The sequence below is a fragment of the Candidatus Pelagibacter sp. PS_23 genome (genome assembly GCF_059417905.1).
In genome coordinates this window covers 471,329-486,254 of sequence record NZ_CM182071.1, presented here as the reverse complement: position 1 = coordinate 486,254, position 14,926 = coordinate 471,329, and the positions used below count along the sequence as shown (strand labels likewise).

The 14,926-nt window shown below is 27.6% G+C and carries 16 protein-coding genes; 7 read left to right on the top strand and 9 right to left on the bottom strand.

The window, feature by feature from the left end; all coding sequences use genetic code 11:
* Positions 1-17 precede the first annotated feature (17 nt).
* The 4 genes from AC5SLY_RS02620 to AC5SLY_RS02605 form a co-directional block, all read right to left on the bottom strand.
* Positions 18-245: a hypothetical protein gene (locus AC5SLY_RS02620; protein ID WP_011282048.1), complete on the bottom strand. Its 228-nt coding sequence runs from the start codon at positions 243-245 to the stop codon at positions 18-20.
* A gap of 14 nt (positions 246-259) precedes the next feature.
* A complete protein-coding gene (locus tag AC5SLY_RS02615; RefSeq protein ID WP_494599058.1) occupies positions 260-2,158 on the bottom strand; it encodes a TolC family protein in 1,899 nt (632 codons plus the stop codon).
* Between the two features lie 104 nt (positions 2,159-2,262).
* The gene (gene secG, locus AC5SLY_RS02610; RefSeq protein ID WP_006996993.1) at positions 2,263-2,562 is read right to left on the bottom strand and encodes a preprotein translocase subunit SecG; all 300 of its coding nucleotides are present in this window, start codon (positions 2,560-2,562) and stop codon (positions 2,263-2,265) included.
* Positions 2,563-2,567: 5 nt separating this feature from the next.
* On the bottom strand, positions 2,568-3,308 hold the full coding sequence (locus AC5SLY_RS02605; protein WP_006996994.1) for a triose-phosphate isomerase: 741 nt from the start codon (positions 3,306-3,308) through the stop codon (positions 2,568-2,570).
* A 56-nt stretch (positions 3,309-3,364) separates the two neighbouring features.
* On the opposite strand from AC5SLY_RS02605, the gene AC5SLY_RS02600 reads away from it, so the two are divergent.
* The 7 genes from AC5SLY_RS02600 to gltX all read left to right on the top strand — a co-directional run bounded on the left by AC5SLY_RS02600 (position 3,365) and on the right by gltX (position 10,777).
* The gene (locus AC5SLY_RS02600; protein WP_011282044.1) at positions 3,365-4,786 is read left to right on the top strand and encodes a SurA N-terminal domain-containing protein; all 1,422 of its coding nucleotides are present in this window, start codon (positions 3,365-3,367) and stop codon (positions 4,784-4,786) included.
* Positions 4,786-6,240: an anthranilate synthase component I gene (gene trpE, locus AC5SLY_RS02595; protein WP_027306561.1), complete on the top strand. Its 1,455-nt coding sequence runs from the start codon at positions 4,786-4,788 to the stop codon at positions 6,238-6,240. The genes AC5SLY_RS02600 and trpE overlap by 1 nt, the downstream gene beginning before the upstream one ends.
* Positions 6,240-6,815, top strand: coding sequence for an anthranilate synthase component II (locus AC5SLY_RS02590; protein ID WP_494599057.1), 576 nt, complete (start codon positions 6,240-6,242; stop codon positions 6,813-6,815). The genes trpE and AC5SLY_RS02590 overlap by 1 nt, the downstream gene beginning before the upstream one ends.
* Complete coding sequence (trpD, locus tag AC5SLY_RS02585) at positions 6,812-7,804, top strand: anthranilate phosphoribosyltransferase (RefSeq protein WP_494599056.1); 993 nt, start codon at positions 6,812-6,814, stop codon at positions 7,802-7,804. Before AC5SLY_RS02590 ends, trpD begins: the two co-directional genes overlap by 4 nt.
* Complete coding sequence (locus tag AC5SLY_RS02580; RefSeq protein ID WP_271480906.1) at positions 7,797-8,588, top strand: indole-3-glycerol phosphate synthase TrpC; 792 nt, start codon at positions 7,797-7,799, stop codon at positions 8,586-8,588. The genes trpD and AC5SLY_RS02580 overlap by 8 nt, the downstream gene beginning before the upstream one ends.
* Before the next feature lie 88 nt (positions 8,589-8,676).
* Positions 8,677-9,354, top strand: a complete 678-nt coding sequence (gene lexA / locus AC5SLY_RS02575) for a transcriptional repressor LexA (RefSeq protein ID WP_006997000.1) — start codon at positions 8,677-8,679, stop codon at positions 9,352-9,354.
* 22 nt (positions 9,355-9,376) lie between these two features.
* Positions 9,377-10,777, top strand: a complete 1,401-nt coding sequence (gene gltX, locus AC5SLY_RS02570; protein WP_494599055.1) for a glutamate--tRNA ligase — start codon at positions 9,377-9,379, stop codon at positions 10,775-10,777.
* Here gltX and lpxB read toward each other — a convergent pair.
* The 5 genes from lpxB to fabZ are packed head-to-tail and all read right to left on the bottom strand — an operon-like array spanning position 10,754 to position 14,926.
* Complete coding sequence (lpxB, locus tag AC5SLY_RS02565) at positions 10,754-11,890, bottom strand: lipid-A-disaccharide synthase (protein WP_494599054.1); 1,137 nt, start codon at positions 11,888-11,890, stop codon at positions 10,754-10,756. The two genes, gltX and lpxB, sit on opposite strands and share 24 nt — an antisense overlap.
* Complete coding sequence (gene lpxI / locus AC5SLY_RS02560) at positions 11,887-12,672, bottom strand: UDP-2,3-diacylglucosamine diphosphatase LpxI domain-containing protein (RefSeq protein ID WP_494599052.1); 786 nt, start codon at positions 12,670-12,672, stop codon at positions 11,887-11,889. Before lpxI ends, lpxB begins: the two co-directional genes overlap by 4 nt.
* A gap of 1 nt (position 12,673) precedes the next feature.
* Positions 12,674-13,456: an acyl-ACP--UDP-N-acetylglucosamine O-acyltransferase gene (lpxA, locus tag AC5SLY_RS02555; RefSeq protein ID WP_494599051.1), complete on the bottom strand. Its 783-nt coding sequence runs from the start codon at positions 13,454-13,456 to the stop codon at positions 12,674-12,676.
* Positions 13,453-14,433 (bottom strand): UDP-3-O-(3-hydroxymyristoyl)glucosamine N-acyltransferase, encoded by a 981-nt coding sequence (lpxD, locus tag AC5SLY_RS02550; RefSeq protein WP_027306568.1) that lies wholly within the window; start codon positions 14,431-14,433, stop codon positions 13,453-13,455. The genes lpxA and lpxD overlap by 4 nt, the downstream gene beginning before the upstream one ends.
* A gap of 52 nt (positions 14,434-14,485) precedes the next feature.
* Positions 14,486-14,926 carry a 3-hydroxyacyl-ACP dehydratase FabZ gene (gene fabZ / locus AC5SLY_RS02545; RefSeq protein WP_006997006.1) on the bottom strand — a complete coding sequence of 147 codons (441 nt, stop codon included), beginning with the start codon at positions 14,924-14,926 and terminating at the stop codon, positions 14,486-14,488.

The following is a 14,926-nucleotide window of genomic DNA, read 5'->3' as shown; positions in this document are numbered from 1 at the left end:
CTTTTTAGGTTTTTGGGTCAATTGGTTCTTCGTCTAATTTTACCAGTTATTGTTTGTCCTGGTTTTGCAATTGATTTATTGGGTGTCTTTCTAATACCTCCAATTTTACCTGTTATAGTTTGTCCTGCTCTTGCTTTAACCACACGAGGTAATTTGTGCGTTTTAGGTGCATTCAATATGTTTCCTGAAACTTTTTTTTTATTCGAGGCAACTTTAACCTTAATATTCTTTGTAATTTTCTTCATTAGATCTCCTTAATTTATTGGATTTCTGAAGCTTTAACTATTTCAGCTTTTTCTTTTAATGTGGTACCTATTATTTTTGCTAAATCTTTTTGGCTCTTTAAAATTGGATCCACTATCAAAGTAAATTGATCATCAACTGTAGAATTGATATTTTTTGCATTAACAATGAGCTCTATTTCATGAATGTCACCTTTTAGTACCGAGTCTATTAAAAACGCTCTTTGCGTTGGTAAAAAATCTATCCAACTAGGTAATGGTTGATCATTTCCTAATCTTGCCGAATATTGTACAGAACCTTGACCTTCAAGTTTGAATGTTTTATCTGAAAATTCAAATTTTTTATAATTTTCATCAAATTGTTTAGCAACTGGATTTTGTTTTTGAATAGGTTCTGTTACTTTTGCAATGTATTTTTTACCTAAACCACTAAATTTATTCTTAATTTCATATGCAAATAATTCCGTTCCCCCTACTATGGTGTCTCTGGTGGTAATATCAATTCCAACTGAGGTATAAACTTGTGCAATTGAATGTTGCATTTTAGAGAATGAAATATCTCTTCTTAGTTCAGCAACAAGAGTACCCGCTTCTTCTCTAATTAATTCTAACTCACCAAATCTTGCAATTTTTTGTGCGTTTCGAACTTGGTCGGCAATTTTTGTTGAAACTTTTAAATAACGTTCAGCCGTATCATATTCTTCCATGCTCATTTGAAAATCAATATTTGCTAAATGAACTTGTGATAAGATAGCCATAGATAAAGCAAGACGTTGTTCTTTAATAATTTCTGTATTTGCCTCATTCATTTTCTTAATCGATGGTGCTCTAAAGACATTTAATAAGTTTGCGCCAACTGAAGAACCAAATTCAAAATTTGATTTATTTTGTAAATAATCATTTGAAGAACTTGTGAAAGCTGCGTTAATATTAAAATTAGGTAACAAAGATCTTAATCCAACTTTAGTTTCAGCAACGGATATTCTTTCTTGATATCGATTTTCTAATAACTCTGCTCTACTAACTAAAGCATGTTTTTCCATGTTTTTTAAATCCATGTCTAAAATATTGATAGGTTGATTGGTTGCTACTAATTTATAGCTTTGGTTGGGCAACAATCCCATTAAGGTTCCTAATTCAATTTTAGAATTAATTAAAGTTTGTCTTTGTGTAATAAGAGCTCTCTTTATATCTAGCAATTCTTTTTGATACAAAAGTGCATCCATTGGTTTTTGTAGCAACATCTCTTCTATTTTTTGAGAGTCGCTTAAAGCTATTTTTACTTTTTTAATTAAAGGATCGTATTTTTGAATTAACTTATCTGCAGAAAGAGCATTCCAATAAGATCGAATAACTTCTTTTGCAATATTGTTGGCTGATTTTTTTTCTATCTCTTTTGCAATTAAAAAACGATCCCCTGTTTGTCCTGCTCTAATATAAGACAAACCAAAATCAAGTGCGTTCCAAGCAAAACCTATATCTTGATCAACAACATCTCTATTTCGTGATGTAGAGTATGTAGACCCTTTGGATGCTGCTATATCATTATTTCCAACAGTTGCACTTGTGGATGATTGATAATTGTCACTTCCAGAATAACCTGCATTAGCTGACATGGTTGGTAACATGTCAAACTTTACGTCTTTCAATTGACGGTCCGCTAATGCGGTTTCGAATAATTTTACTTTTAAATCTTTGTTATTTTCGATTGCAAGGGCGATCGCTGTATATAAATCAATGTCTAAGTTTTTTTGTAATATTTCATTTTGCTTTCTAATTTTTGAAATTTTTTCAATATCTTCATCAGCAGATTTCTTTAAAAAATCAAAAGAAAATGGCAATGGGCCTCTATTGGCGCACGAAGCCAACAAGCTAAGGCTTAAGATTAATACAATTTTTATAATTTTTTGGTACACGAACTCTTTATAAATCATTAGAAATATTCTAATAAAGGTTGAGTGACCAGTTTGGGGTTTTAAAGGGAAAAAAGTATTTATTTCTTAAACTTTTTTTTAATTTTTTAATTATTTTCAGGAATTGAAGGTGTATCACTAGACTTTTCTTCAATGATATCCAAAACTGATTCAGTAGGTGTTAACTCACCTCTAGATATAATTGTTAAAGCTAAGCTACAAATTATAAATAAAGTTGCAACTACTGCAGTAGCCTTCCCCATAAAATTACCTGCAGATCTGGAAAGCATAAAATTATCCTGAGAGACACCTATGCCAAGAGCACCACCTTCTGATTTTTGTACAAGTATCAAAAGTACAAGTATTGTTGCTAGTACTAAGTTGACCACTAATAAAATATTTTCCATGTGGCTTAACTATACGTTTTTTTGACTATATCAATAAATTTTTTAGCACTTTGAGATGCACCACCAATCAAAAAACCATCAATATTATTAATTTTTTTTAAGTTTGTAATATTTTCAGGGTTGACTGAACCTCCATATAAAACTTTTGGCAATTTATCTCTAAATTTACTTTTAATAAATTCTATAGTTTTAAAAAGATCATATGATTTTGGTATAATGCCACTGCCAATAGCCCAAACAGGCTCATAAGCAATAAAAATATTAGATTTATTTTTAATATTTTTTAGACCAATTTTAATTTGTTTAGATAAAATTGAACGTGTCTTTTTTTTTCTTTTTTCACTTAAAGTTTCACCAATACAAAAAATAACTTTTAATTTAGCTTCGAGAGCACTTTTTATTTTTAGATTAATTAGTTTATCACTCTCACCTTGTTTTCTATTTTCAGAATGACCAATAATTACAAAATGCGCACCAATGTTTTTTAACATACGGGAATTAACATGGCCAGTGTGAGCACCATAATCTTTGCTTTCATGACAATTTTGTCCACCAATACCAATTTGACAATTATTAAATTTTTTAGCAAAAGAACTTATTAAAGTATTTGGAGGGCAGTAAATTAATCTACCTCCCTTTATTTCTTTAGATTTTGAAAATCTAATAACTTTATCCAATGTATTTAAAGAAGATAAATTCCCATACATTTTCCAATTAGCTACAAAATACATATATTTATTTGTCATAATGAAAAATTTAATCTATAGCTTGGTATTTTAAAGATCAATAAATTAATGAAGTAATGATAAATCCTTTTAAAAATTTTTCTAAAAAGAAAATTGGTGGTCTACTACTAATTTTTGTAATTATAGTAGCTTTTGGTTTTGGTGGTTTTGGTGGAGGATTTAGCACTGGCAATCAAAACAACATAGCTAAGATAAATAATACTAATATTTCTACACAAGATTTTATGGATTATTTAAATGAATCAGGATTAAGCCAACAGGTAATTAAAGAAAATATCGATAAAAATATTATAGAAGAACTTTTATCTACATTAGTATCCACGACTCTTCTTGATCTTGAAATAGAAGAACTTAATCTTTCAATCACAGAAGACGTATTGATTAGAAAAATTAAAAATAATAAAAATTTCCATGATGAAAATGGATTATTTCAAAGAACATTATATGAAAAATTTTTATTAACAAATAATTCTTCTGCAGCCATGTTTGAAATACGCTTGAAAAATAATGAACTTCAAAAACAATTATTTACCTACATAAGTGGTGGAACAAAATCACCAGAATTTTTAATTAATAAATTTTATAAAGAAAATAACAAAAAATTAGATATCGAATATATCGATCTAAGTACCTTTTATAAAAAAAAGGAAATGTTTACAGATAACGATATTAAGTTTTTCGTTGAAGAAAATGCAGAAAAATTAAAACAAGATTATATTGATTTCTCTTTTGTTGAAATTAGCCCAAAAAACTTACTAGGTATTGATGATTTTAATCAAGCATTTTTTGATAAAATTGACGATATAGAAAACCAAATATCAAAAAATATTGACTTTAAAACTATAGTTAAAAATTTGGATATTTCCCCTACCGAAGTTAACTCATACATAAATCTTGATAATAAAAAAATAATAGAAAATATGATCTATAATTCAAGAGAAGATAAAATTGAAATTCTTGAAAATAATGGTGCTTATATTTTTTACAATATAAATAATTCAATCTCTAAATTGCCAGATCTTGAAAATCCTATAATTAAAGAACAAATTACAAATCTTCTATTTCAAAAAGAAAAGTTAGAATTTAATAAAAATATTTTAGAAAAAATTAATAAAAAAACATTCAATCAAGTGTCATTTGATGAGTTTGGTAAAAACAATATAAAAGAAATTAAGCTAGATTCTATAAATGATACTAAAAAATTTGAGACAAACTCAATTCAAATACTCTATTCTCTTCCTATTAATTCTTTTACATTAATTGCAAACAATGAAAATGATGTGTTTATTGCAAAGACTATAAAATACGAAGAAAAAAACATTAACAAAAATTCTGCTAATTTTGGAAAAATATCTTCTGAAGAGGGAGCTCAAAGTAAAAATAATATTTTAAAATCATATGATTTATTTTTAAATAACAGATACCAAGTTGTTGTGAATGAAAAAACACTTGAGCGAGTTAAAAATTATTTTAAATAATGTTAAACAGAAACTTTAATGATTTTAAGTTTCAACATAAAAGAAACAAAAATCAAATCCTCTACACCACTAGGAAAATAAGAAATGATGACGAAATCCTAAATCTAATAGATAATTTTCTTATAGAAAAAAATAGTTTTGTTTTTGAATCCGTAGAAAAGGGAAAAATAAGAGGTAGATACACTATTTTTGGTAAAAACCCTGATAAAATTTGGGAGTTCAATAATAATAATTCATATTTAGTTACAAACAAAACTAAAAAAAGAATTAAAGGAAAACCTGAAAAAATTATAGAAAAGATAATTGAAGAATTTAAATTTAAAATACCATCAGGGCTTCCTCCTATTAGTTCATTAATTTCTGGTTATTTTTCTTATGATTCAATTAGATACATAGAAAAAATTCCAAACAAATGTAGAGATGATTTAAAACTACCTGATGTAAGGCTTTTAAGACCAAGGGTGTTAGTTGTCCACGATAACTTGAAAAAAAAGATTTTTTATATTGTTAATATCTTTAAGGATGAAAAAATTACAAACTATAAGAATAAATACCTTGAAATTGAAAAACAAATAAATGAATTATTAATTCAAGCTTCTCTCCAAAAAAAAGATTTTAATAAAGCCATTGTCAAAAATATAAAAATTAAATCTAATACAACCAAAAATAAGTTTTTAAAGATGGTAAACAAAGCTAAAAAATACATAAAAATTGGAGATATTTTTCAAGTCGTCTTAAGTCAAAGGTTTGAAGCTAAATTGTCTAAAAGACCATTAGAAATTTATAAAAAACTTAGAATTACTAACCCATCTCCATTTATGTATTTTTTTAATTTTGATGATTTTCAAATTATAGGCGCTAGTCCAGAAATTTTAGTAAGACTAAGAGATAACAAGATTACTGTTAGACCAATTGCTGGAACTAGACCTAGGGGTAAAGATTTAAAAGAGGATAACTTTTTTGCAAAAGATTTGCTTAAAGATAAAAAAGAACTTTCTGAACATTTGATGCTACTTGACTTGGGCAGAAATGATGCTGGTAAAGTTTCTAAAATAGGAACTGTTAAAGTTACAGATAGTTTTATGATCGAGAAATACTCTCATGTAATGCATATAGTTTCCAATGTGATGGGTGCTTATAATAATAAAATTTCAAAATTTAAATCACTACTTGCTGGATTTCCTGCAGGGACTGTTTCTGGTGCACCTAAAATTAGAGCTATGGAAATTATTGATGAGCTAGAAACCACTAAAAGAAAAGTATATGCTGGGGGTATAGGTTATTTTTCTGCGAATGGTGAGTTTGACACATGCATTGCATTAAGAACTGCTGTTGTAAAAAATAAAAAATTTTATGTCCAAGCTGGTGCAGGAATAGTAGCTGACAGTAATCCAATTAAAGAATACGAAGAAACTGTTAATAAAGCCAAAGCTTTAATGAATGCATTAAAATAATGAAAATTTTATTAATAGATAACTATGATAGTTTTACATTTAACTTATATCACTATGTATCATCACTAGGCGTTAAAGTTGATGTGGTTAGAAATGATAAAATCACCCATACACAAATACTAAAAATTAAATATGACAAAATTATTATATCACCAGGACCAGGTAATCCAAATCAATCAGGAAATTGTATTAAAATAGTAAAAGCACTTTATAGAAAAATACCAATTCTTGGAGTATGTTTAGGTCATCAAATTATTGGCCAAGTTTTCGGTTCAAAAATTATTCAAGCAAATAAATTAATGCATGGAAAGACCAGCACCATAAAATCAAAAAAAATAGGTATACTTAAAAATCTTCCCTCTAAATTTGAAGCTACAAGGTATCACAGTCTTATAGTTGATAAAAAAACGTTATCTGATCATCTTGAAATTACTGCAGAAACTGAAGATGGAATTATAATGGGCATAATGCATAAAGAATACAATATTCACGGTGTTCAATTTCACCCTGAAAGTATAAAAACTACCATTGGAATTAAAATATTAAAAAATTTTATTAATTACAAAAGTAAATGAAAGTTTTCATAGATAAATTAAAAGATAAACAAGACTTATCATTTGCTGAAAGCAAAAATGCTTTTGAAATACTAATGGATGGTAAAGCATCAGATGATGAGATATTTGATTTTTTAACTCTACTTTCATCTAAAGGTGAGAGCTCAGATGAAATTGCTGGAGGGGTTTTTGTTTTAAGAGATAAATCTAAAAGAGTTAACGTTAATGACTGTATTGATACATGTGGAACGGGTGGAGACGGTATGAACACACTTAATATTTCAACCGCTTCAGCACTACTTCTATCTAGTATGGGGATAAAAGTTGCAAAACATGGCAATAAAGCTGTTTCCTCTAAATGTGGTTCAGGAGATGTTTTGGAAGCTTTAAATATAAAGATAGATTTAGAGCCTAAAAATATTGAGGAACAAATTGAAAAAAATAACTTTGGTTTTATGTTTGCACCTAACTATCACAGTGCAATGAGATTTGTTGGTCCTACTCGAAAAAAAATAGGAAAAAGAACAATTTTTAATATGATTGGTCCCTTAAGTAGTCCTGCACTAGTTAACAGGCAAGTAATTGGTGTTTTTGATAAAAAACTATTAAAAATTTTTGCTAATGCTTTGAATAATTTAGATATTAAATTTGCCTGGATTGTAAATAGTGAAGATGGATTAGATGAAATATCACCCTATTCAAAAACTAATGTTGTTCAATTAAAAGATGGTAAAATTTCTGAAATATTAATTGATCCTATAAAACTAAATATAGGTGCAAATAAATTTGAAGATTTACTTGGTGATGATGCAAAATTTAACGCAAATAAAATGTTAGATATATTCAAAGGTGAGGATAATGATTTTTCAAAGGCTGTTTGTTTAAATGCTGCTGCAGGCCTTATTGTTTCAGAAAAACATACAATTTTTATTGATGCTTATAACGAAGCAAGAACACATATATTGTCAGGAAAAACATACAATGACTTAAAGGAAATTCAAAATGTCTAAAGATGTACTAGAGGAAATTATTAAAAAAAAAATTGAAAAAGTTGATTTATTAAAAAAATCAATTTCATTAAATTTTTTAAATGAACAAATAGATCAAAATAAATCATTTATTAACTTTAAAGATAAAATTCAAAACAACATTGATAATAATAAAATCTCTCTAATTGCAGAAATAAAAAAGGCAAGCCCATCTGCTGGTATTATAATTGATGATTATAACCCTATAGAAATAGCAAAAATCTACAATAACAATAAAGCAACATGTTTATCAATTCTTACTGAAGAAGATTTCTTTTTGGGCAGCCTAAGTGACATTAGTAAAGTGAAAGAAAAAATAAATTTACCTGTTTTATGTAAAGATTTTTTTATTGATAAGTTTCAAGTACCTCTTGCAAAAAGTTATGGTGCGGATGCAATATTAATTATATTAGCTGGTGTCTCTGACGACCTTGCTAATGAATTATATGAAGAAGCAATGAGACTTAATATGTCAATAATTGTTGAGGTGCATACAATTGAGGAAGCTGAGAAAGCTCTTAACTTTAAAGAAGCATTAATTGGAATAAATAATAGAAATCTTAAAACTTTAAAAACAGATCTTAATACAACTTATGATATCTATAACGTCTTAAGTAATCACTCCTCCCCTTTAATTTCTGAAAGCGGCATTAAAACAAAGGAAGAACTTCTTTCTTTAGAGAACAAAACAGAAATAAAAACTTTTTTAATTGGTGAATCACTTTTAAAAAATTTAAATAAAAATTCTATTTTTTCCGTTCTCTAGTAAAATAAGCCCCTATTTTAAACATTTTTTAGCTATTGCAAAATTAAAAGAACACTTGTAGAACAGATTTTGTACTTTATTTGTTCTTATGCTAACAAAAAAACAAAAAAACCTGCTTTTATTCATCAACAAAAAGTTGAGAGCCTCAGGTGTATCTCCTTCATACGAAGAAATGAAAGATTCTTTAAATTTAAAGTCTAAGTCAGGAATACACAGATTAATAAGTGCCTTAGAAGAAAGAGGTTTTATTAGAAGGTTAGCTCATAAAGCTAGAGCTTTAGAGGTTATAAAACTTCCTGAAACAGCTTCTGCTAATGATATTTACAATAGCTTTTCACCTAGTGTTATCAAGGGTGGTCTAGATACAGAAAATACTAACTTAAATGAAATGGAAATACCTGTATTAGGTAGTATAGCAGCAGGAACACCTGTGGAGGCAATACAAAATGAAGTTTCTCGTATACCTCTTCCAAGCAACCTTGAAAAAAACGGTCAATATTTTGGTCTAAAAGTTCAAGGTGATTCAATGATTGAAGCTGGTATTAATGAAGGTGATACTGTTATCATAAAAAGATCTGACACTGCTGATAATGGTAAAATTGTAGTAGCTTTAATAGATGAACACGAGGCAATGTTGAAAAGAATTAGAAGAAAAGGAAAAACTGTAGCGCTTGAAAGTGCTAATAGGAACTATGAAACCAAAATATTTGGTCCAGATAGAGTAAAAGTTCAAGGTGTTCTTGTATCTTTATATAGAAACTTCTAAGAAAATAGTCTAAAAATCATTGATGTCAAAAGTAGCAACAAGATTTGCTCCCTCTCCTACTGGAGCTCTTCATATTGGTGGTGTAAGAACTGCCTTATTCAATTGGCTATATTCTAAAAATAAAAACGGGACCTTTCATTTAAGAATTGAAGATACAGACAAGGAAAGATCTAAAGATGAACACAAAATTCAAATTATCAAGTCTTTAAAATGGATTGGCATTGATCATGATGGTGATGAATACATTCAATCAACTAAAATTAATGATCATGTAAATGTAGCTAATGAACTGCTTAAAAATGGACATGCTTATAAATGTTATTGTTCAAGTGATGAAATAGAAGAGCAAAAAAAACGAGCAAGACAAAAAAAACTTCCTTATGTTTACAATAGAAAATGTAGAGATCTTCAAGAGACTAATGCACCTACAATTATCAAACCAGTAATTAGATTTAAAAGTAAAATTGAAGGAACTTCAGTACTAAAAGATTTGGTGCAAGGAGATGTTGAAATTGAGAATACTACAATAGAGGATTTTATAATATTAAGAAATGATGGAACGCCGACATACAACCTTTCAGCTACTGTGGATGATCATCAAATGAAAATGACACATATAATTAGAGGTGATGATCATAAAATTAATACATTTAAACAAATACAAATATATTTAGCAATGAGTTGGGATCTTCCTAATTTTGCACATATTCCATTAATCCATACTATTGAAGGAAAAAAACTATCAAAAAGAGACAATGCATCAACATTGGACGATTACTCTAAAATAGGAATAATGCCCGATGCTTTAAGAAATTACTTATTAAGATTAGGCTGGTCTTATCAGGATAAAGAAATATTTACACTAAAAGAAAGCATTGAACTCTTTAATTTAGAAGGAATTGGTAAGTCTCCATCAAAACTAGATATGAGCAGAATATTATCAATGAATGAACATTATATTAAAACTATTAATGAAAATGAACTTTACGATCATCTTGTAAAATATTGTGAAATTTATAAGGAAAAAATTAAACCTGAAAAAGAAACAAAAATTAAACCTTCATTAATCTTTCTTAAAAATAAAGCAAAAACATTAGAAGATATATTTAATAATGCTAGATATATAATTTTTGATGATGTGAAATTTGAAGATAAAGATTTAGAATTAATTGATGATAAAGCAAAAAGTATCATAAAAGAGTTTAAGGAAAAATTAATTTCAATAAATACATTAAATAAAGAAACACTTGAACCCATAATTAACGATTTAATAAAAAGATATGAAACTAATTTTAAAGGTGTAGGTCAGCCCTTAAGAATTGCTTTAACGGGATCAAAATTTGGTCCTGGCTTGTATGATATAATTATTTCTTTGGGGAAAGAAGAAGTGGAACGAAGATTAGGAAACAAGATAATTATTTAAGATTAAAGCTGCTTCACTTGATGAAGAAGATTTTGACTTAATTCCCTCTAAAGTTTTTTTACAATCAACTAATTGTTTTTCAATTAACTCTGGGTTTTTAAGAAAATATGTAACAGTTTTATATATCTCTTCAGCATTACATTCTTTTTGTAATAATTCAGGTATTACCTCCTTGTCATTAATAATATTAATGATGTTTGCAAATCTAACATTAACTAACAATTTAAATATCATAAAATTTATAAAACCTAATTTATAAATGATTATTGAAGGAATATTGGCACTAGAAATTTGAAGTGAAATTGTACCTGATTTAGAGACCGCAAAGATTGAATTAGATAAAACCTGATCTTTAATATCTTCATCTGAAATTATATCTATATTATCTAAATTAGTTTTTTTTACTTTATTGACTATAAATTCTTTATTTTCGTCTGTTGCATGAAAAACGAATAAATGATCAAGGTTTTGTTTGTTCATTAATTTAATAAAATTTAATAAAATTGGCAAAAGAACACTCGTTTCCGATTTTCTACTGCCTGGAAATAAGGATATAATTTTTTTATCTTTAGAAATTAAATTATTTAATGATGTAACTACATTATCTTTTTTTTCAATTAAGGGATGCCCAACAAAAGTGTTTTTAATATTTTCTTCATCAAAATATTTTTTTTCGAAGTTAAATAATAAAAGTATATGATCAATAAACTTTTTAATTTTTTTAACTCTATTTTTTCTCCAAACCCATACCTGTGGAGCAACATAATGGATTGTCTTTATGTTGTTATTGATATTTTTTACTTTTTCAGCAACTCTTAATGTGAAATCAGGACTATCAACACTAAATAAGATATCAGGATTAAATTTTATAATCTCCTCAACAGTTTTGTTAATTTTTTTTTTAATTTTAAAGATATTAAACAGCACACTAGTAAAACCAAGATATGTAATCTCTTTGAGATCAAATATAGATTTAATTCCTAATTTTTTAATATGCGTTCCTCCTACTGACAAATATTCAATATTTGGATTATTTTTTTTGAGTTTAGAAATAACTGTTGAGGCTAATTTATCACCAGAGGGTTCACCCGTTAAAATAAAAATTTTTTTCATATAATCTTAACAAAGATCTTATTTTTATTAGCAAATGCTATACATTTGGCCTTATCTAAAAATATATTTTTTTTAGATCTTAATACTATTCCTTTTAGGCCATATTTTTTACAATCTTTCAGAGTTTGAAGGCCAATAGTTGGTAAATCCATTCTTAAATCCTGTTTTTTTTTAGGTAGCTTAATCAATATTCCTTCAGATTTTTTCTTTAATTTTGATAACATTTTCTTTGTTCCCTGCTGGTCTTCAATAGCTAGAATAGTATTATTTTTAACAATGATTGCTTGAACATGGTCTAGACTTTTTAGTTTATTAAAGTAAGTAATTCCCATTTTAATAGAGTTGATGTCCTTCCTATTAGCTTTCCATTTAGTATAATTTCCTCTTTTAACCGTTAATTCAGGATTAAAAAAGACAGAACTAATAACTTTTATTTTTTCATTATCTAAAATTTTTATTATAGCTTTAATAATTGCTGCATCACCTAACTTTGCTGCTTTTAAGATATTAGGCATATAGTAAATACCTTTAAGGTCCAATCTTAATGTTGAAAATTTTGGTTTTGCAATTTTACCTGCAAATAAAACTTTTTTTGATTTTTTTTCTTTAATTAAATTTATTATTTTACCAAACTTACCAATGCTTATTCGATTAGAGTTTATATCGTTTTTAAATTTATTATTTTTTGAAAAATCAATAATAAAATATCTTTTATTTAATTTTTTTATATTTTTAAGAACAGCTTCTGAAAAATCTGTATCTCCTAAAAATAGTCCAATCATTTTATTTTGAAAATGGTGTACAAATAGGTCTTTTTTTATCTTTCTCTAAAAAATTCACTACCTCTAATACAAGCTCATTCTTTTTAAAATCTTGATCTAGTTTGATCAAATTTTGAGTTAAATTCTCATCCTTAAAAATTTCTTTATAGGCATCACTTAAATTTAAAATTTGTTTATTTGGAATATTTTTTCTTCTTAAACCTATTAAATTTAATCCTTGTAATACACTTCGATTACCATGAGCAATTCCGTAGGGTATGACGTCTCTTACAACTCCACACATTCCTCCTATCATTGCTGACCTTCCAACTCTAGTAAACTGCTGTACAGCTGAATTACCTCCTATTATGACATTACTTTCTATATGTGCATGTCCTCCTAAAGGAACGTTGTTAGCTAAAATAACGTTATCTTCGACTAAACAATCATGTGCTATATGTGAAGAAACCATAAATAAACAGTTATTTCCTACTTTAGTTATTCCACCACCGCCAGCAGTTCCGGGGTTAATGGTTACATATTCTCTAATTTTATTGTTGTCACCAATTTCAATCTTCGTTTCTTCACCTTCAAATTTTAAATCTTGAGGATCATTTCCAATTGATGCAAATGAATAGATCTTATTATTAATTCCAATTTTGGTATGTCCAACAATGCTTACATGTGATTGTATTATAGAATTTTCTCCTATTTCAACATTGGGACCTATTAAAGTGTAAGCTCCAATACTAACATTGGCACTAATTTTAGCTTTTGGATCAATAATTGCTGTTTTATGTATCATTTATTATCTTTTAAAAAATCTCTAATATTTTTTGCAGGGTATCCCATTACTTTTGAATTATCTTTAATATCTTTTATCACTCCACTGCCACCTGCTATTTCAACATTATTGCCAATAGTTAAATGACCAGAAATCCCAGCTTGTCCACCAATTCGAACGTTATTGCCAATAATAGAGCTACCAGCAATTCCTACTTGCCCTGCTATAATTGAATTGTCTCCAATTTTAACATTATGAGCAATATGAATTTGATTATCTAAAAATGAATTTTTTCCAATAACAGTATTAGACATAGAGCCTCTATCAATGGTGCAACCGCACCCGATTTCAGAATTTTCACCAATTATTACAATTCCAATATGCGGATATCTTAAATTTTTTTCATTAATAGGAAAAAAACCAAACCCATGCTTACCAATAACGCAATTATCTAAAACTGTAACGTTATTATCAATTAACGTATTTCTTATAATAACATTTGATCCTATTGAGCAATTATCACCAATTGAAACATTTTGTTCAATAATAGTATTATGACCAATTAAGCAATTAGATCCAAGAGTAACATTATTACCAATTAAAACATTTTTTCCACATTTTACTTTATCTTTAAATTTTGTTTCAGCTATATTTCTTGCTGTATAATCAAAGTTATCATTAATTGAAGTGGGATAAAATTTTGATGTAACTTTAGAAGTTGAAACTAAAACATTCTCAACAATTAATGGTGTGCAGCTCTTTGGTAATTCGTCTTTTAAAATCTCAGTTGTTAAACAAAAAGAGGCTTTGGTATTTTTTGCAAAATTTTTATATTTCTTAGAATGAAAAAAAGTAATGTCATTTTTTTTTGATGTAAGTAGATCTTTAATATCATTAATTTCTTGATCATTATCAATATTAAGGTCATTAAGATTTATTAACTGTGTAATATCAGATATTTTAAATGGACCACAATTTATAAAAAAAGGATTAATCACAAATCCTTTTTACCAAAGCTAATTAAGCTGTGTTATCAAGATTTGTTGCTGATTATTTCTTATCAACAATAGTAGCTGACCATTGAGCATCAGCCATTTTTTTTCCATCAACAAAGGCATCTCCTTTATACTTCCAAACCCTGCCGTGGGTTCTGATTGCTTGAATTTTTAATTCTAATTTACAATCTGGTATTACAGGATTTCTAAATCTTGCTTTTTCTATACCCATTAAAAAAACTAGCTTATTTTCATATGTTTTTTTATCTAAACCATGAGCTGTTAATGCTGCAGCAGCCTGACCAAAAGCCTCAACTATTAGAACTCCTGGCATAACAGGATTGTCTGGAAAATGACCTTGCACAAAAAAACTATCTTTTTTTACATAAACAATAGCTGTGGCAGAAGATAGTTTTTCAATATCTTGCAATTCATCAATTAGTAACATTGGCTCCCTATGAGGTAGCAAATTAGCAATTTGTTTTTTATCTAGCAT

Excerpts from the sequence above, each read along its gene's own strand:
- AC5SLY_RS02590 (WP_494599057.1), top strand. The coding sequence starts at position 6,240 with ATGAAAATTTTATTAATAGATAACTATGATAGTTTTACATTTAACTTA.
- AC5SLY_RS02580 (WP_271480906.1), top strand. The coding sequence starts at position 7,797 with ATGTCTAAAGATGTACTAGAGGAAATTATTAAAAAAAAAATTGAAAAA.
- trpE (WP_027306561.1), top strand. The coding sequence starts at position 4,786 with ATGTTAAACAGAAACTTTAATGATTTTAAGTTTCAACATAAAAGAAAC.
- lpxB (WP_494599054.1), bottom strand. The coding sequence starts at position 11,890 with ATGAAAAAAATTTTTATTTTAACGGGTGAACCCTCTGGTGATAAATTA.
- lpxI (WP_494599052.1), bottom strand. The coding sequence starts at position 12,672 with ATGATTGGACTATTTTTAGGAGATACAGATTTTTCAGAAGCTGTTCTT.
- AC5SLY_RS02620 (WP_011282048.1), bottom strand. The coding sequence starts at position 245 with ATGAAGAAAATTACAAAGAATATTAAGGTTAAAGTTGCCTCGAATAAA.
- fabZ (WP_006997006.1), bottom strand. The coding sequence starts at position 14,926 with ATGCTAGATAAAAAACAAATTGCTAATTTGCTACCTCATAGGGAGCCA.
- AC5SLY_RS02605 (WP_006996994.1), bottom strand. The coding sequence starts at position 3,308 with ATGACAAATAAATATATGTATTTTGTAGCTAATTGGAAAATGTATGGG.
- lpxA (WP_494599051.1), bottom strand. The coding sequence starts at position 13,456 with ATGATACATAAAACAGCAATTATTGATCCAAAAGCTAAAATTAGTGCC.
- secG (WP_006996993.1), bottom strand. The coding sequence starts at position 2,562 with ATGGAAAATATTTTATTAGTGGTCAACTTAGTACTAGCAACAATACTT.
- gltX (WP_494599055.1), top strand. The coding sequence starts at position 9,377 with ATGTCAAAAGTAGCAACAAGATTTGCTCCCTCTCCTACTGGAGCTCTT.
- AC5SLY_RS02600 (WP_011282044.1), top strand. The coding sequence starts at position 3,365 with ATGATAAATCCTTTTAAAAATTTTTCTAAAAAGAAAATTGGTGGTCTA.
- lexA (WP_006997000.1), top strand. The coding sequence starts at position 8,677 with ATGCTAACAAAAAAACAAAAAAACCTGCTTTTATTCATCAACAAAAAG.
- trpD (WP_494599056.1), top strand. The coding sequence starts at position 6,812 with ATGAAAGTTTTCATAGATAAATTAAAAGATAAACAAGACTTATCATTT.